This window comes from Stenotrophomonas sp. LMG 10879 (assembly GCF_002750935.1).
GTDB lineage: Bacteria > Pseudomonadota > Gammaproteobacteria > Xanthomonadales > Xanthomonadaceae > Stenotrophomonas > Stenotrophomonas lactitubi_B.
Genome location: NZ_PEJT01000013.1, coordinates 35,695 through 52,200, shown reverse-complemented (window position 1 = coordinate 52,200; position 16,506 = coordinate 35,695). Strand labels below are relative to the sequence as shown.

Genomic DNA, 16,506 nt, shown 5'->3' with positions numbered 1-16,506 from the left:
CCCCTGCGATGAGTGGGCTTGTCACTTTCTTTGCTCGTGCACCGCGCTGCAGGAGCAACGCGGAACGGCGCAGCCGGCCCGCAGGGTGGCGCACATGGATGTGTGCCATCAAGAAAGTAACCAAAGAAACACGCCGCCATCCGCGAGCCGGCGCCGCGCGCCGGTACCCTGTGCTCCTCGCTCCGCCGAGGGGCGGCGCGGAACTCGCTGCGCTCAGACACCCGCGCCTCTTTGCCCTCGCCGGACCTGCGGTGCTCGGCTCGCTACAAGGCGGACCCGACAGCCGCAGCGTAGACCCATGGCTGCTCGCAGCCTTTGTAGAGTCGAGCGAGCCTCGACTCACGCGCGTAGCGCGGGCTTCGCTTTTCATTCTTTCATTGCGCGGCTGGCACGCACGTAGCCTGTCCGAGGCCGGGCGAGGTGGGTTTGCGGCGTCCCCCGCAAACCCACCTCGCCCGGCCCAGCCGCAGAATCTCGCTCCGTCAGCCGCGAGGGGGCTCAGCCCGTTGGCCGGATACCCTTCACCACTTGAACAGCACCAGGCTGATCGCCAGTGTGCCCATGCCCGCCACCAGCCCGTACACCGTCTCGTGCCCCTTGGCGTAGCGCTTGGCCGCCGGCAGCAGCTCGTCCAGCGCCAGGAACACCATCACACCGGCAATCAGGCCGAACACCCAGCCGAACGTGGCGTGGGACAGCGAGCCGGACAGCAGTACATAGCCGATCGCCGCGCCGACCGGCTCGGCCAGGCCTGACAGCAGGCTGGCGGCGAAGGCGTAGAACTTGTTCTGCGTGGCGAAGTACACCGGCACCGCAATGGCGATGCCCTCGGGAATGTTGTGGATGGCAATGGCGAAGGCCAGCGGCATGCCCACTGACGGGCTCTCCAGTGTCGCAAAGAACGTCGCCAGCCCCTCCGGGAAGTTGTGCGCGGTGATCGCCACCGAGGTCAGCAGGGCGACCCGTTTCAGGTAGTCGCGGCTGTTCTCGCGGAAGGCCGGGTCCTGCTTGTCCAGGCTGTCATGCGGGTTGGGAATGAAGTGGTCGATCAGCACGATCACCACCACACCCAGCAGGAAGGCGAGGGTGCCGTAGGTGAAGCCGGTGCGCTCACCATAGGCCAGCGCGAACGAGGCGATGGATTTGTTGAGGATCTCCGACAGCGAGACATACACCATCGCGCCGCCGGCAAAGGCCAGGCCGAACGCAAGCAGGCGCGGGTTGGGGCGGCGCGAGAACAGCACCAGCAGGCTGCCGATGGCGGTGGCAAGGCCAGCAGCGAGGGTGACCGCCAGGGCGATCCAGATGTTTTCGGGGGGAATCTGCAGCATGTACCGACGCGTTCCTTGTCATCAAGCAATCGCCCCGGCGCGGGCCGGGGCGGCAAAGGCGAGGCGGGCGTCGGCTGGCCTCGTCAGCGGCAGGCGATCAGCCGCCGCGGCGCAGGCTTTCTTCGATGGCGAAGCACTGGTCCGGCTTGGGCTGCGGCGGGTTGAAGCTGACCGGCACTTGGATCGTGGCCGGCACGGCCTCGCCATTGCGGGTGGCGGCCTTGAACTGCCAGCCCTGCACGGCGGTCTTGGCCAGATCGTCCAGCTGCGGGTTGCCCGCGCCGGTCAGCAGGGTGACCTCGCTGGGTTTGCCGTCGGTGCCGATCACCACCTTGAAGGTGCTGGTGCCGCCCACGCCGGTACAGGCCAGTTCCAGAGGGTACTGCGGCGGCGGGGTCTTCACCGCCGCCACTTCGGTGGGGGCCGCAGCCGGCGCTGCCGGCGGCTCGGAGCTGCCGCAGCCGGCCAGGCTGGTCACGGCAAACAGGGACAGGCTCAGCAATCGCACGTTCATTTCAGTTGCTCCGTCAGGGCCGAAGTCTTCGCTGCGCAGATGAAGTCGTTCTCGCTCAGGCCGCCCACGTCGTGGGTGGAGTAGCGGACGACGGCACGGTCGTAGTGGACGCCGAGGTCCGGGTGATGGTCCTCGCCGTGGGCGATCCAGGCCAGCGCGTTCACGAAGGCCATGGTGGCGTAGTAATCCTTGAAGCGGAACGTGCGCACCAGCGCCTGGCCGGCCTCGGCCAGCTCCCAGCCGGGGACCTGCGGCAGCAGTTCGGCCAGGCGGGCCTCGCCCAGCTTGTGGTCGCTGCCCTTGCGCGGCACGCAACGGGCCTGTGCCAGCGGAATCAGGTCGGCCATGGGTTCCTCCACCTCGTGTTGACTGAACAATGCGCCGGCCGGTGTATAAAACGAATGAGCGGCTGACGCTTACTTGGCTAGAATAGCCTGATGATCCAGATCTCCGACACTGCCCAGACCCATTTCCGCAAGCTGATCGAACGCGAGGGCGTGCCCGGCATGGGCGTGCGCCTGAGTGCGGTCGATCCCGGAACCCCGCGTGCCGACGCCCGGCTGGAGTTCGCCGAGCCGACCGACCTGCTTGGTGACGAGTGGGCGGTGGACTGCGATGGCTTCACTCTCTATGTCGACGCCACCAGCGTCGGCTGGCTCGACGGCGCCGAGATCGACATCGTGCCTGGTACGGCTGGCACCCAGCAGCTGACCATCAAGGCGCCGCGGATCAAGGGCGAAGCGCCCGGCGATGCCGCCTCGCTGGTGGAGCGCGTGCATTGGGTGGTGGAAAACGAAGTCAATCCGCAGCTCGCCTCGCACGGCGGCAAGGTGGCCGTGCAGGAAGTCTCGGCCGACGGCGTGGTGCTGCTGCGCTTCGGTGGTGGCTGCCAGGGCTGCGGCATGGCCGACGTCACCCTCAAGCAAGGCATCGAGAAGACCCTGATGGGCCGTGTGCCCGGCGTGACCGCGGTGCGTGACGCCACCGATCACGACAGCGGCCACGCCCCGTATATTCCGCGCGGCAACGCCGCCTGATCGCCAACGCGTGCCTCTGCCCAGAGCCGAGCAACTCATCGACCTGCTGCTGGCGCGCCAGCAGCGACCGCCCATCCTCGAGAAGAACACCGGCCTGCCGTACGGCTGGGCGATCTGGCTGCGGGCGCTGACGCCGCTGCCACGTCCGTTGCACGCGCGCGAAGTGATCGCGGTGCTGCTGCCGCGGCCGCTGCCCGGGCCTCCGGGACGATTGCCGGCATTGGGACTTTGGGCGTCCCTGCGCCGCCTGTTCTGGCAGGACTGGGATCCGGCGCCGCGCGACCAGCGTTGGATGCGCTGGACCTCGGCGCTGCTCAGCGCGCTGCTGCATCTGTTGTTCTTCCTGTTGCTGCTGTGGGTGGCGGTGATCCGCACGTCTTCGCCGGACGAGCAGGGCAGCGAGGGTGAGCGCGTACAGATTGAGTTCGTCGGCCGTGCTGCACAGGAAGGCGGCGGCGACCAGGCCGGAGCCGAGGCGGCTGCTGCTGCAGCAGCCGGTGCCGTAGCCGCAGGCCAGGAAGCGGGGGGCGCAACTGCACCTCGCCCGCAACCGGCGTCGCCTGCGCCGTCTTCCGCTGCCGCTGCCACGGCACCGACTGCCAGCGTGCCGCCGCCGCCCGAGGTTGAGCCGGCGCCGGTGGCCGCACCACCGCCCTCACCGGTGCAGGCCACCGAAGTGGCGCAGGCGACCACCGATTTCGTGGTGCCGCCGATGGCGCCGCCGCGGACCGAGGTCAGCATCGTCCCGCGCGATACCGTCCCGACCGTGCGCGAGCGCAGCGTGCAGCCGGTGCAGGCTGCGCCGACGCCAACGCCAGTGCGCACGCCTGACGTGGCGGTGCAGGCGCCGCGCGTGCGTGACGTGCAGGTGCAGGAGCGAGAAATCAGCACGGTTGAAGCGCCGGTGGCGCCGCAGCCGATGCGCACCACCGACATCCAGGTGCGCGTGCCGCAGCGTGAGGTGCAGGTGCGCGAACGCGAAGTGCAGGCCATGACCGATCCGCAGGTGCGCATGGCCGCCGTCGCAGGGCGCGAACCCACCGTGCGTGCGCCCGCCGGGCGCGAGGTGCAGGTGCGCGAACGGGAGGTTGCAGCCGCTCCGCTACCGGCAGCGTCGACCTCGGCCGGCAGTGCGACCACGCCTACGCCGGCACCCGCAGGCAGCGCAGCCCAGAACAGCGCCAGCGCGGCGCGTCCTGCGGCGACCAGTACTGCCCCCGCGCAGGCGGGCGCACGCCCGGCGCCGACCCCGGGCAACTGGGCGACACCTGCACGCGGGGACGACTGGGGCGTTTCCAGCCGCAATCGCGATGGTGCCAATCAGGGGGCCGCGCAGGCCAGCGCCGGTAAGGGGGAAGGTCTGTTCAACGCTGACGGCAGCGTGCGCGTGGCCGGCCAGGACGGCGCCGGCAAGGCCGAGCGTGGCGCACCTGGTGGAGCCAACGACGGCTGGAGCAAGGAACGCATCGCCGAGTCCGGCAAATGGCTGAAGCGGCCGCCGTACGACTACACGCCCACCTCGTTCGACAAATACTGGGTGCCGCAGGAATCGCTGCTGGCCGAATGGGTGCGAAAAGGCGTCAAGGCGATGGAGATTCCGTTGCCGGGCACCAGCACGAAGATTTCCTGCGTGATCTCGATCCTGCAGGCCGGTGGCGGCTGCGGCCTCACCGATCCGAACATGCAGGACCAGCCGGCGGTGGCGCGTCCGCCGCCGGATATCCCGTTCAAGAAAGAGCTGCAGGAAGATAACGGCAGCCGGTAGGGTGCCGCATCCACGCATGGCGTGGATCTACCCGGCGCGGATGCACAGTAGATCCACGCCATGCGTGGATGATCCATGCGCTTCACGTGCACGCCGACCGAGGTCGGCCTATACCGGGTCACGCGCTCTGCGAGAGGAATACCCAGAACGGGACGTCGCGGCCCACCCAGTCACGGCTGGCTTCATCAAGGATGTCCAGCAGCGTGTCGAACTCCTTGCCTGCACCGGCGCGCAGGGCATCGACATCGGCCAGGAACAGCGCATAGCCATTGGCCGGCAACCATTGCAGGTCGCGCAGGTTGTCGGCCAGTGCATCCCAGTTGCCGCCGAAGCCGGCAGGGAAATCAAGCTGGGCGGCCAGCCGTGCCAGCAGGGTGCGCTTGTCGCTCACCCCATCCAGGTCGATCCGGATCACCTTCAGGTCGGCATCACGCATCGCCGCAGACAGTGCGCTGATATCCGAGGTGTCGATCGCGTAGACGCCGGCATTGTTGATGTCATGCAGGCCGAGGCCGAAATCATCGTGGCTCATGGGCGCTCTCCAGAGGCCGGGACGGTGAAGCTGCGGAACGACGCGTAGTGGTCATCGGTGTAGTACCAGGCATCGGGCGGGTTGCCACCGGTGACGATGCGACGCGCACCGCGGTTGCCTGCGCCGGGCGTGTCGACGGTGTACTCGCGGTAGTAGCCGCGCGGACGCTGTGGCAGTTGCTGTTCGCGGTTGCCGAAGGTGCTGCCGTCCTGGCGATGCGGGAACGGGCCGCCGCGCTGGATCAACGCGATGGTCTGGCGGGCTTCGGCCGGCAGGAACGCGGGCAGGCCGTCACTGTCACTGCCGCTGCTGCGCACCGTCGGTGCACTGGCGGCCGGCGTGCTCTGCAGGTCGGGCGCGAACTGCGGCGGCGGCGGCCGCTGCATGAAATGATTGACGACCAGGCCGAGCAGCAGCAGGGCGATGGCGGTGATCAACAGCCGGGGGTTGCGCATGGGGCAGGAGCGGGCGAGGGTGGTGCGCCCACTGTAGCGCCTGCGCGCTGCACCCTGCATGAGGGCGCGCGCTGCGTCACCGCCGGGTAACAATTGCCGGCATGCTCACCTGCAGGACGCAATTTCCTTTACATCCCCCTTGGTAATCTTGCGGTCTGTCCCCATCATTCACCGCGCACCGCCCGACGATGCCGTCGGGTGCCCTCGCTATCAGGAGATGCATCATGGCCTACACCCTGCCCAAGCTGCCCTACGCCTACGACGCGCTGGAACCGCATATCGATGCGGCGACGATGGAAATCCATCACACCAAGCATCACCAGACCTACATCAACAACGTCAACGCTGCGCTGGAAGGCACCGAGTACGCCGACCTGCCGGTTGAAGAACTGGTGAAGAAGCTGAAGTCGCTGCCGGAGAACCTGCAGGGCCCGGTGCGCAACAACGGTGGCGGCCACGCCAACCACTCGCTGTTCTGGACCGTGATGGCCCCGAATGCCGGCGGCAATCCGGTCGGTGATGTGGCCAAGGCGATCGACAAGGACCTGGGCGGTTTCGACAAGTTCAAGGATGCCTTCACCAAGGCCGCGCTGACCCGTTTCGGCAGTGGCTGGGCGTGGCTGAGCGTGACCCCGGACAAGAAGGTCGTGGTCGAAAGCAGCGGCAACCAGGACAGCCCGCTGATGGAAGGCAACACCCCCATCCTCGGCCTGGACGTGTGGGAACACGCGTACTACCTGAAGTATCAGAACCGCCGTCCGGAATACATCGGCGCGTTCTTCAACGTCATCGACTGGAACGAAGTCGAGCGTCGTTACCAGGAAGCGATCGCCTGATCGCAGTGCCTGCGTGAAAGCAGAAAGGCCGGGGGAGACCCCGGCCTTTTTGTTTGTCTGTGACCGCACCCGCCGGGCATGGCCCGGCGCTACCGGAAACGGGGGTAGCGCCGGGCCGTGTCCGGCGAGCGCAGCGGCGCGTTCATTCGGTGGCGGCGGGTACGTCCTGCAGCCGCAGCGTCGCCATCACGCCCAGGCGCAGGCCGGGCAGGTCGCCATCGGCGGGCAGCAGGATCGCCTGTTGGCGGATGCCGCCGAAGTGCTTGACCTGGAACAGGACATCCAGCCCATGGCCACTGGCACCCCCGCCGCTGGCCGCCGGTGCGCCAGGATTGCGCCGGGCCGGCTGGAAGCCGGGCGTGCTGCGCACCAGCTCGACGGTACTGGCGGAGAAATCTCCGGCGATCAGGCTCGGCATGCCCTCGGCCGTGGCGCCGATCCAGGTCATCAGGTCGCTGGTCTGGTGTTGCCTGGCATTGGCTTCGTCGGGTTCAGGCCGCAGGCGCGCGACGTAGACGTTGACGTCGTTGTCGCCCAGGCGCAGGCGCATCATGCCGGCGGCACTGAAGGTGCCCGGTGGATGCAGCAGGGTGACCCCGTCCTCGCTGACCGGCAGCCGGCTGAGCATCGCGTTGCCGTGCCGGACCGGCTGGCTCGGCGGGTCGGCGGTGACGAAATCACAGCTGTAGCGCAGCCGGCTGGCCAACCAGCAGGCCGGGTTGCGCCCTTGCTGCTGCAGTACCTGCTGCACCGAAATCACATCCGGCTGCAGATCGGTCAGCAGCTGCAGCACCTGTTCGCGGCGCTGCTTCCATTGGCCTTCGTCACGGCTGGGCAGTTCCAGCGCGGCGACGGTCAACTGCCGCACCTCTGTGCCCAGGCCTGCGGCCGGCGGCGCCTGCGGCCGGGCCAGCGCAGGCACGGCCAGCATCAGGGCAAGGCAGCTGGGCAGGATGCGGGCAAAGGGCAGGGGGCGCATAACGATAAGTTTACGCTTTTGCCGTGCAGGTTCCGTGACTTCCGGCAGGGCTGCATGCGCCTGCCATGCTTTGGCGTGGCTGTCATGCAGCCCTGCAGCGTGCTTCGCACGCACAGGTTCCGGTACTCTTGCGCCTTTCGTTTTGCAGGAATGCCTTACAGGATGAGCCACGACGCAGTCGCCCCCATCGCCGGCCAGGGAAAGATGCCGCGCCAGATCCCGTACATCATCGGCAATGAGGCCTGCGAGCGGTTCAGTTTCTACGGGATGCGCAACATCCTGGTTCAGTTCCTGATCACCTCGCTGCTGCTGCAGGAAATCACTGCCGAAGGCCGTGCCGGTGAAGCCAAGGACATCATGCACAGCTTCATGATCGGCGTGTATTTCTTCCCGCTGCTCGGCGGCTGGCTGGCCGACAAGTTCTTCGGCAAGTACCACACCATCCTGTGGTTCAGCCTGGTCTACTGCATGGGCCACCTGTGCCTGGCGTTGTTCGAAGGCAGCCGTGAGGGCTTCTTCCTCGGCCTGGGCCTGATCGCACTCGGCGCCGGTGGCATCAAGCCGCTGGTGGCCTCGTTCATGGGTGACCAGTTCGACCAGAGCAACAAGCACCTGGCCAAGATCGTCTTCGACGCGTTCTACTGGATCATCAACTTCGGCTCGCTGTTCGCCTCGCTGCTGATCCCGCTGGTGCTGAAGAACTGGGGCCCGCAGTGGGCCTTCGGCATTCCGGGCATCCTGATGTTCATCGCCACCTTCGTGTTCTGGCTGGGCCGCAAGCGCTACGTGCTGGTGCCGCTGCCGCCGAAGGACCCGCATTCGTTCGCCAACGTGGTGCGCACCGCGCTGACCGCGCGCGTTGCCGGCCAAGGCCGTCCGGGCCTGGTCATGGCCGTGGTCGGGCTGGTGCTGGCGGTCGCCTCGTTCGGCCTGGTCGGCTCGCTCGGCATCGTGATCTGCCTGTGCCTGGCGCTGGTGTCGATCCTGGCGGGCATCGGTGGTGGTACCTGGCTGCAGCTGGACCGCGCCCGCGGCCAGCACCCGGCCGAAGCCGTGGAGGGCGTGCGCTCGGTGCTGCGGGTGCTGGTGATCTTCGCGCTGACCACCCCGTTCTTCTCGCTGTTCGACCAGAAGGCCTCGACCTGGGTGCTGCAGGGCCAGCAGATGCAGATGCCGAGCTGGTTCACCGCCTCGCAGATGCAGGCGCTGAATCCGCTGCTGGTGATGATCCTGATTCCGTTCAACAACCTGGTGCTGTACCCGGCCCTGCGCCGTTTCGGCTTCGAGCCGACCGCGCTGCGCCGGATGACCGCCGGCATCGCCTTCAGCGGCCTGGCCTGGATCGTGGTCGGCGGCATCCAGGTGGTGATGGACGGTGGCAACGCGATGTCGATCTTCTGGCAGATGCTGCCGTACGCGCTGCTGACCTTCGGTGAAGTGCTGGTCTCGGCCACCGGCCTGGAGTTTGCCTACAGCCAGGCACCGCAGGCCATGAAGGGCGTGGTGATGAGCTTCTGGAACCTGACCACCACCATCGGCAACCTGTGGGTGCTGCTGTCCAATGCCGCCGTGCGCAATGACACGGTCACCCACAAGATCGCCAGTACGGGCCTGAGCGAGGCGGCATTCCTGATGTTCTTCTTCGCCGGTTTTGCTTTCGTCGCGGCGTTGGCCTTCGGTTGGTATGCGAAACGCTATCGTATGGTCGACAACTACCGCACCGCCTGAGCCTGACATGACCCCCGTCAATCTGCTGTTGATCGCCATCACCGCTATCCTGTCGTGGATGGCGTTCAACAACCGCAAGCTGGCCGACCGCCTGATCCTGTGGCCGCCGGCCGTGGATCGCCACCGCCAGTACGACCGCCTGATCACCTACGGCTTCATCCACGCCGACTGGTCGCACCTGATCTTCAACATGATCACCCTGTTCTTCTTCGGGGGATTCATCGAGAGCGTGATGGTGCAGCTGACCGGCAGCTACCTGGTCTATCCGGCGTTCTACGTCGGTGCGCTGCTGGTCTCGATCCTGCCCAGCTACCTGAAGAACCAGAAGAACCCGAACTACCTCAGCCTCGGTGCGTCCGGGGCGGTGTCGGCGGTGCTGTTCGCCTTCATCCTGATCAAGCCGTGGTCGATCATCCTGGTGTTCTTCATCCCGGCGCCGGCGATCGTCTATGCCGCGTTCTACGTCGGCTACAGCATCTGGATGGACAAGCGCGGTGGTGATCGCATCAACCACAGCGCGCACCTGGCCGGTGCGGCGTTCGGCGTGATCTTCATGCTGGCCATGCAGCCGAGCATCTTCAGTCACTTCCTGCGCGAGCTCTCCAACCCGACCTTCCGCCTCGGCGGCGGTTGAGGGTGGTTGGGGTCGGATCCGCTGGATCCGACCCCCGGGGCTGCGGCCCCGCTCGGGGTCAGGCCCGGGTTTCCTGACCGTAGGTATCGAGCAGGCGGGAGAACACTTCCTCGCCGATGCTCTGGAACGCCTGGTCTTCGGTCTGTCCCTCCACGGCCAGTTGCAGCAGGCCCTCCAGCAGGGCGTGATCGGTATCGGAATGGGAATCGCTGGGGTGCATCGCGGGCCTCCACGGCAGATCGCTTGGTCGACTGTCGCAAGGGGCATGCCAAGCTGGCGCACCCCTGCAGAGGGGTTAGCGGCCGGCTGGACTGCAGCTTGAGGGCAACATCTGACGCAGCGGGCGCAGACTTGTCCCTGTTCAGGCTTCACGCGATCATGGCGCCCGCGTGCGCACCATCCACGCAGTCGCCGCAGGAGACAGTCCCATGGCTTCGGTCACGCCCCCCGGTCTGGCTTACGAGGTCGAACACGATCAGGTCAACCACCGGTTTACGGCCCGCGTCCGCGGGCAGGTGGCACTGTTGGATTACCAGATCAAGCGCAGGCGGATGGTCATCACCCATACCGAAGTGCCCGAGCCGATCGCTGGCCGTGGCATTGCCGGTGAGCTGACCCGGGTCGCACTGCGTTTCGCCCGTGAGCAGAAGTACAAGGTGGTGCCGGCATGTGCCTATGCCGAGGCCTTCCTGCAGCGGCACGAGGAGTATCACGATCTGCTTGTGGGCTGATTCCAGCGGGCCACGCTTCAGCCAGGGCAGGCGATGATGTATGAACATGAACAGGGGATCCCGATGAAGATTGGAAACAACCGGCCACTGCACGCCAGCGTGCTGGCCGGCGCTATGGGCGTGCTGTTGCTGGCCGGTTGCCAGCGCGAGAACGAGGCGGCACCGGCCACCGACGCCGCACCTGCGGCCGAAGCCACTGGCACCGCCGAGGCCCCCGCAGCGGAAGCGCCGTTGGATCTGCGCGATGTGATCGAGAACAACGAGCGTGAAGTGGTCGGCATCAGTTACCCGGCGGGCATCGATCGTTATCCGGGCCTGGCGCGCGCGCTGCAGGCCTATGCCACCTCCGCCCGCAGCGATCTGCAGCAGGCGCTGGACGGGCTGGGCAACGACAAGCCGACCATGCCCTATGAGCTGTCGCTGAGCTTCGAGAAGCTGCTTGAGACGCCGCAGCTGGTGGTAGTCAGTGCCGACGGCAGCCGCTACACCGGTGGCGCCCACGGCGAACCGCTGGTGGCACGTTTCGTGTGGCTGCCGGCGCAGCAGCAGATGCTGAGCGCCGACAAGCTGGTGACCGACGCCAAGGGTTGGAAAGCGATCAGCGATTTCGTCGCCGACCAGCTGCGCGAGCGCGTGGCCACCCGCCTCAGCGGCGAGGACATGGACCCGTCGCAGCTGCAGGAATCGCTGCGCAATGCCTCGCGGATGATCGCTGACGGCACCGGTCCGCAGGCCGACAATTTCAGCCAGTTCCAGCCGCTGACCGACGACAAGGGTCAGATCACCGCGCTGCGCTTCGTGTTCCCGCCCTACCAGGTGGGTCCATACTCGGATGGCACCCAGACCGCCGATGTACCGGCCTCGGTGGTGTTGCCGCACGTGGCCAAGGACTACGTGGAGCTGTTCGCGCGCGGGTAACCGCAGACGAGGAGGTGTCGTGGATACAGGGTTGCAGGAGCGGGTCACCGGCCTGCTCCACGAGGCCGGGGTCCAGATCGATGGAACCCGGCCGCAGGATATCCAGGTGCATGACCCGCGCTTCTTCGCGCGGGTCATGGCGCACGGCTCACTCGGCCTGGGCGAGAGCTACATGGACGGCTGGTGGGATGCCAACGTCCTCGATGAATTCCTGTTCCACCTGATGCAGGCACACCTGGACGAGCGGGTGCACGGCTGGCGCGAGGTGGCCGACGCCTTGAAGGCACGCCTGTTCAACCTGCAGGCCGGGCAGCGCAGCTATGAAGTCGGCCGTCGCCACTATGACCTCGGCAATGATCTGTACCAGGCGATGCTTGGCCAGCGCTTGGTCTACAGCTGCGGGTATTGGCGCAACGCCAACGATCTGGATGCGGCGCAGGAAGCCAAGCTCGATCTGGTGTGCCGCAAGCTCGGGCTGCGCCCCGGGCAACGCGTGCTGGATATCGGCTGCGGTTGGGGCGAGGCGCTGAAGTTCGCTGCAGAGCGTTATGGCGTCAGTGGCGTGGGCGTCACCATTTCGCAGGAGCAGGCTGACTACGCGCGTGAGTTGTGCGCGGGCCTGCCGATCGAGATCCGGCTGCAGGACTATCGCGAACTGGACGAGCCGTTTGATGCGATCTTCTCGATCGGCATGTTCGAGCACGTCGGCGACAAGAACTACCGCAGTTTCTTCGACGTGGCGCGGCGCTGCCTGTCGCCGCGCGGGTTGCTGCTGTTGCACACCATTGGCAGCAACGTCTCGCGCCATCGCACCGATCCGTGGATCGCGCGCTACATCTTTCCCAACTCGATGCTGCCGTCGGCGGCGCAGATCAGCCGCGCATTTGAAGGGCGCTTCGTACTGGAGGACTGGCACAACTTCGGTACCGACTATGACCTGACGCTGCAGGCGTGGCGACGCAATGTGGAAGCGGCGTGGCCGACACTGGATGCCCAGCGCTATGACGAGAGGTTCCGTCGCCTGTGGCGGTTCTACCTGGCCGGATCGATGGCGACGTTCCGCAGCCGGCATGCGCAGTTGTGGCAGCTGGTGCTGTCGCCGCAGGGCGTGCCGGGGGGATACGTGGCACCGCGGTGATCGCCGGGAACATCCACGCATGGCGTGGATCTACTGGGATCACGCAACCCTGCGGTAGATCCACGCCATGCGTGGATGACGCAAAAAAAACCGCCCGGTCTCCCGGGCGGTTTTCATTTCACGCTGTGGTGCCGGCGATCAGTTGCCGGTGCCGGTCAGGCCACGCTTTTCCAGCAGCGGTTCGATCTGCGGCTCGTGGCCGGCGAAATCGCGGAACAGCTGCATCGCATCCACGCTGCCACCCTTGGACAGCAAGGTCGCGCGGAAATGGTCGCCATTCTTGCGGCTCAGGCCGCCGTTGTCGCGGAACCACTTCTGGGTGTTGGCGTCCAGCACTTCCGACCAGATGTAGGCGTAGTAGCCGGCCGAGTAGCCGCCCATGATGTGGCTGAAGTACGGGGTCTTGTAGCGCGGCGGAACCGGCGCGTAGTAGATGCCGTCCTTCTCCAGCGCGGCGCGCTCGAAGGCCATCACGTCCTTGGCGGCCGGCACCTGGTCCGGGCCGATCTGGTGCCAGCGCTGGTCGAGCATGGCGGCGCCCAGGTACTCGGTGGTGGCAAAGCCCTGGTTGAACTTGGCCGCGGCCAGCACCTTGTCCAGCAGTGCCTGCGGCATCACCGAACCGTTCTGGTAGTGCTTGGCGTAGTTCTTCAGGATGGCCGGGTTGTCGGCCCACATTTCGTTGACCTGCGAGGGGAACTCGACGAAGTCGCGCGGCACCGCGGTGCCCGAGAAGTACGGATACTTCACGTTCGAGAACATGCCGTGCAGGGCGTGGCCGAACTCGTGGAAGGTGGTGCTCACTTCATCCCAGGTCAGCAGGGTCGGCTGGCCGGCCGGCGGCTTGGGGATGTTCAGGTGGTTGGCCACCACTGGCTTGAAGCCGGTCAGCTTGGACTGCGAGACGTACGAGTTCATCCATGCACCACCGCGCTTGGACGCACGTGCGTACGGGTCGAAGATGAAGATCGCCAGCTGGCTGCCGTCGGCATCGAACACGTCATAGACGGTGACGTCGTCGTGGTAGACCGGCAGGTCGGTGCGCTGCTTGAAGGTCAGGCCGAATTCCTGGTTGGCGGCGAAGAACACGCCGTTTTCCAGCACGTTCTTGATCTCGAAGTACGGCTTCAGCTGCGATTCGTCGAAGTTGTACTTGGCCTGGCGCACCTTCTCGCTGTAGAACGCCCAGTCCCACGGCTCCAGCTTGAAGGTCGGCTTGCCCGCCGCCTTCTGTTCCTGGTCGATCATCGCCTGCAGGTCGGCGGCTTCGCGCTTGGCGTTGGCCACCGCGGCCGGGGCCAGCTTGCCCAGCATCGCATTGACCGCTTCGGGGGTCTTGGCGGTCTGGTTGGTCAGGTTGTAGGCGGCGAAGTTCGGGAAGCCCATCAGCTTGGCCTTGTCGGCACGCAGCTGCATGATGCGCGCGACCAGCGCGGTGTTGTCGAACTCACCGCCGCGGCTGCCGCGGGTGGTGGAGGCTTCGTAGATCTTCTGGCGCAGGGCGCGGTTGGCAAGGTTGGTCAGCGGCGGCTGGCCGGTGGTGTTGAGCAGGGTGATCACATACTTGCCGTCCAGGCCACGGGCCTTGGCGGCTTCGGCGGCGGCGGCGATCTGTTCCTTGGACAGGCCGTCCAGTTCCTTGACGTCGTTGACGGTGATCGCCGAAGCGTTCACTTCCGACTGCACATTCTGGCTGAACTTGGTGCCCAGGTTGGCCAGCTCGGCGTTCATTTCCTTCAGCTTGGTCTTGTCGGCCTCGGACAGCTTGGCGCCGGCGCGCACGTAGTTGTCGTAGTACTTCTCGACCAGGCGCACGCCTTCAGCGTCCAGGCCCAGGGTGGTGCGGCTGTCATACAGCGCCTGGATGCGCGCGAACAGCTTGCCGTTCAGCGCGATTGCGTCGCTGTGCGCGGCGAACTTCGCCGAATAGTCGGCCTGCAGCTTCTTGCGGGTGTCGTTGGTATCGGCGCCGACCAGGCTGAAGAACACGGTGGTCGCGCGATCCAGGGTGTCACCGCTCTTTTCCAGGGCGATGATGGTGTTGTCGAAGGTCGGCTTGGCCTTGGTGTTGGCGATCGCCTCCACTTCCTTCAGCTGCTGCGCCATGCCGGCGTCGAAGGCCGGGGCGAAATCGCTGTCCTTGATCTTGTCGAACTGCGGGAAATGCAGCGGCAGCGGGCTGTCGGCGAAGAACGGATTGGCCTGCTGGGCGTTGGCAGCGGCCGGGGTGGCGGCGCTGGCCGAATAGGCGGGCAGGGCAAGGCCGAGGGTCATGGCCACGGCAAGGGCAAGGCGGGTGGTCAAGGTCGATACTCCGGTAAGGCAAACAAGGGCCCGAGGGTAACCCGGCCCGGCGCGCCCGCACTTGTGTCAAAAGGCATGTTGGCAACGCCGCCCCGCAGTAGCGCCCCCCATGGATGGCTGCCCGGGTACCATGGAGAACACCGCCCCCCAGGCCCGTTGCCATGACCACCGCCTACGATTTCAGCTTCCGCGACCTCGACGGCCAGCCGCAGGCGCTGGCGCAGTACCAGGGCCGTCCGCTGCTGCTGGTCAACGTGGCCAGCCGCTGTGGCTTCACCCCGCAGTACACCGGGCTGGAACAGCTGTGGCAGGACTATCGTGATCGCGGCCTGGTGGTGATCGGCTTTCCCTGCAACCAGTTCGGCGCGCAGGAGCCGGGCGATGCCGCGCAGATCCGCCAGTTCTGTTCGATCGATTATCCGGTCAGCTTCCCGCTGTCGCAGAAGATCGAGGTCAACGGCGAGGGGGCCGACCCGCTGTGGGCATGGCTGTCGCACGAAAAGCGCGGATTGCTGGGCATCGCCCGCATCAAGTGGAACTTCAGCAAGTTCCTGGTTGATCGCAAGGGGCAGGTGGTGGATCGCTATGCACCGACCACCAAGCCGGAGCAGCTGCGCGGCGGCATCGAAGCGCTGCTGTAGCCGCTCTCTGTAGAGCCGAGCCCAGGCTCGGCTTGCGCGCGCAGCGTGCGTGCAAGCCATGGTCGGCCGGCAGAGCAGCCGAGCGTGGGCTCGGCTCTACAACAGCCCGGCTTATTTCTCGACGAACGCGCGCTCGAACACGTAGTGGCCGGGCGTACCGATGCGCGGCGAGGTCTGGAAGCCGCGGCTGTCCAGCACGGTGCGCAGGTCGGCCAGCATCTGCGGGCTGCCGCAGATCATCGCGCGGTCGTTTTCCGGGCTCAGCTCGGGCAGGCCGAGGGTGCGCTGCATCTCGCCGCTTTCCATCAGCGAGGTCAGGCGGCCCTGGTTCGGGAACGGTTCGCGGGTCACCGCCGGGTAATACAGCAGCTTGTCGCCGACCATTTCGCCGAGGAACTCATGCTCGCGCAGTTCCTTCTCGAAATAATCGCGATAGGCCAGGTCCTTTTCGTAGCGCACGCCGTGGCACAGGATCACCTTGTCGAAGCGCTCGTAGGTCTCCGGGTCCTTGATCACCGACAGCCACGGCGCCAGGCCGGTGCCGGTGCCCAGCAGATACAGGTGCTTGCCGGGGTGCAGGTCGCTGATCAGCAGGGTGCCGGTGGGCTTCTTGCCGACCAGGACCTTGTCGCCGGGCTTGATGTGCTGCAGGCGCGAGGTCAGCGGGCCGTCCTGCACCTTGATGCTGAAGAACTCCAGCTGTTCTTCCCAGTTCGCGCTGGCGATGGAGTACGCGCGCAGCAGCGGCCGCGCATCGGTCTCCAGGCCGATCATCACGAACTGGCCGTTCTCGAAGCGGAAACCGCTGTCACGGGTGAGGGTGAAGCTGAAGTAGGCGTCGGTCCAGTGGCGGACCTCAAGCACCGTTTCGGCGCCGAAAGCGGAGGACATGGGCGTATCTATCGGAAGTCGTCGGGACAATTCTATCTCAAATGAGACAGGTTCTCATTAGGCGGAACGAGA

At 66.3% G+C, this 16,506-nt stretch carries 18 protein-coding genes; 9 read left to right on the top strand and 9 right to left on the bottom strand.

Annotation, left to right across the window (positions count from 1 at the left end):
• Positions 1 to 521: 521 nt before the first annotated feature.
• The 3 genes from zupT to CR919_RS17885 form a co-directional block, all read right to left on the bottom strand.
• Positions 522 to 1,331, bottom strand: a complete 810-nt coding sequence (gene zupT, locus CR919_RS17895) for a zinc transporter ZupT (RefSeq protein WP_099821162.1) — start codon at positions 1,329 to 1,331, stop codon at positions 522 to 524.
• A gap of 97 nt (positions 1,332 to 1,428) precedes the next feature.
• Positions 1,429 to 1,845 carry an energy transducer TonB gene (locus CR919_RS17890; protein WP_099821161.1) on the bottom strand — a complete coding sequence of 139 codons (417 nt, stop codon included), beginning with the start codon at positions 1,843 to 1,845 and terminating at the stop codon, positions 1,429 to 1,431.
• Positions 1,842 to 2,192: a 4a-hydroxytetrahydrobiopterin dehydratase gene (locus CR919_RS17885; RefSeq protein WP_025876725.1), complete on the bottom strand. Its 351-nt coding sequence runs from the start codon at positions 2,190 to 2,192 to the stop codon at positions 1,842 to 1,844. The genes CR919_RS17890 and CR919_RS17885 overlap by 4 nt, the downstream gene beginning before the upstream one ends.
• Positions 2,193 to 2,282: 90 nt before the next feature.
• Between CR919_RS17885 and CR919_RS17880 the strand changes: the two genes are divergently transcribed.
• Together CR919_RS17880 and CR919_RS17875 are read left to right on the top strand one after the other, a co-directional pair.
• Positions 2,283 to 2,882 (top strand): NfuA family Fe-S biogenesis protein, encoded by a 600-nt coding sequence (locus tag CR919_RS17880; RefSeq protein WP_049466593.1) that lies wholly within the window; start codon positions 2,283 to 2,285, stop codon positions 2,880 to 2,882.
• Positions 2,883 to 2,892: 10 nt separating this feature from the next.
• A complete protein-coding gene (locus CR919_RS17875) occupies positions 2,893 to 4,647 on the top strand; it encodes a hypothetical protein (RefSeq protein ID WP_099821160.1) in 1,755 nt (584 codons plus the stop codon).
• Positions 4,648 to 4,765: 118 nt separating this feature from the next.
• Here the strand turns inward: CR919_RS17875 and CR919_RS17870 are convergent, their stop codons facing one another.
• Entirely contained in the window at positions 4,766 to 5,179 is a 414-nt protein-coding gene (locus CR919_RS17870; RefSeq protein ID WP_099821159.1) for a barstar family protein, read from the bottom strand.
• Positions 5,176 to 5,634 (bottom strand): ribonuclease domain-containing protein, encoded by a 459-nt coding sequence (locus CR919_RS17865; RefSeq protein ID WP_099821231.1) that lies wholly within the window; start codon positions 5,632 to 5,634, stop codon positions 5,176 to 5,178. The genes CR919_RS17870 and CR919_RS17865 overlap by 4 nt, the downstream gene beginning before the upstream one ends.
• 224 nt (positions 5,635 to 5,858) lie before the next feature.
• On the opposite strand from CR919_RS17865, the gene CR919_RS17860 reads away from it, so the two are divergent.
• Positions 5,859 to 6,470, top strand: a complete 612-nt coding sequence (locus CR919_RS17860; RefSeq protein WP_089236174.1) for a superoxide dismutase — start codon at positions 5,859 to 5,861, stop codon at positions 6,468 to 6,470.
• A 142-nt stretch (positions 6,471 to 6,612) separates the two neighbouring features.
• On the opposite strand, the gene CR919_RS17855 is transcribed toward CR919_RS17860, so the two are convergent.
• The gene (locus tag CR919_RS17855) at positions 6,613 to 7,449 is read right to left on the bottom strand and encodes an endonuclease/exonuclease/phosphatase family protein (RefSeq protein WP_099821158.1); all 837 of its coding nucleotides are present in this window, start codon (positions 7,447 to 7,449) and stop codon (positions 6,613 to 6,615) included.
• 162 nt (positions 7,450 to 7,611) lie between these two features.
• Between CR919_RS17855 and CR919_RS17850 the strand changes: the two genes are divergently transcribed.
• Together CR919_RS17850 and CR919_RS17845 are read left to right on the top strand one after the other, a co-directional pair.
• Positions 7,612 to 9,177: an oligopeptide:H+ symporter gene (locus CR919_RS17850; RefSeq protein ID WP_099821157.1), complete on the top strand. Its 1,566-nt coding sequence runs from the start codon at positions 7,612 to 7,614 to the stop codon at positions 9,175 to 9,177.
• 7 nt (positions 9,178 to 9,184) lie between these two features.
• Entirely contained in the window at positions 9,185 to 9,811 is a 627-nt protein-coding gene (locus CR919_RS17845) for a rhomboid family intramembrane serine protease (RefSeq protein WP_025876742.1), read from the top strand.
• Between the two features lie 58 nt (positions 9,812 to 9,869).
• Here the strand turns inward: CR919_RS17845 and CR919_RS21250 are convergent, their stop codons facing one another.
• On the bottom strand, positions 9,870 to 10,031 hold the full coding sequence (locus CR919_RS21250) for a hypothetical protein (RefSeq protein WP_165780990.1): 162 nt from the start codon (positions 10,029 to 10,031) through the stop codon (positions 9,870 to 9,872).
• A gap of 208 nt (positions 10,032 to 10,239) precedes the next feature.
• Between CR919_RS21250 and CR919_RS17840 the strand changes: the two genes are divergently transcribed.
• The 3 genes from CR919_RS17840 to cfa are packed head-to-tail and all read left to right on the top strand — an operon-like array spanning position 10,240 to position 12,598.
• Complete coding sequence (locus tag CR919_RS17840; protein WP_089236171.1) at positions 10,240 to 10,542, top strand: GNAT family N-acetyltransferase; 303 nt, start codon at positions 10,240 to 10,242, stop codon at positions 10,540 to 10,542.
• A gap of 36 nt (positions 10,543 to 10,578) precedes the next feature.
• Positions 10,579 to 11,460, top strand: coding sequence for a DUF3298 and DUF4163 domain-containing protein (locus CR919_RS17835; RefSeq protein WP_099821230.1), 882 nt, complete (start codon positions 10,579 to 10,581; stop codon positions 11,458 to 11,460).
• Between the two features lie 19 nt (positions 11,461 to 11,479).
• Positions 11,480 to 12,598 carry a cyclopropane fatty acyl phospholipid synthase gene (gene cfa / locus CR919_RS17830; protein ID WP_099821156.1) on the top strand — a complete coding sequence of 373 codons (1,119 nt, stop codon included), beginning with the start codon at positions 11,480 to 11,482 and terminating at the stop codon, positions 12,596 to 12,598.
• A 138-nt stretch (positions 12,599 to 12,736) separates the two neighbouring features.
• Here the strand turns inward: cfa and CR919_RS17825 are convergent, their stop codons facing one another.
• On the bottom strand, positions 12,737 to 14,902 hold the full coding sequence (locus CR919_RS17825; RefSeq protein ID WP_099821155.1) for a M3 family metallopeptidase: 2,166 nt from the start codon (positions 14,900 to 14,902) through the stop codon (positions 12,737 to 12,739).
• 161 nt (positions 14,903 to 15,063) lie between these two features.
• Here CR919_RS17825 and CR919_RS17820 point away from each other — a divergent pair, with 161 nt between their 5' ends.
• Positions 15,064 to 15,543: a glutathione peroxidase gene (locus tag CR919_RS17820; RefSeq protein ID WP_099821154.1), complete on the top strand. Its 480-nt coding sequence runs from the start codon at positions 15,064 to 15,066 to the stop codon at positions 15,541 to 15,543.
• A 111-nt stretch (positions 15,544 to 15,654) separates the two neighbouring features.
• Here CR919_RS17820 and CR919_RS17815 read toward each other — a convergent pair whose 3' ends face one another.
• On the bottom strand, positions 15,655 to 16,434 hold the full coding sequence (locus tag CR919_RS17815) for a ferredoxin--NADP reductase (RefSeq protein WP_049466610.1): 780 nt from the start codon (positions 16,432 to 16,434) through the stop codon (positions 15,655 to 15,657).
• Between the last annotated feature and the right edge of the window lie 72 nt (positions 16,435 to 16,506).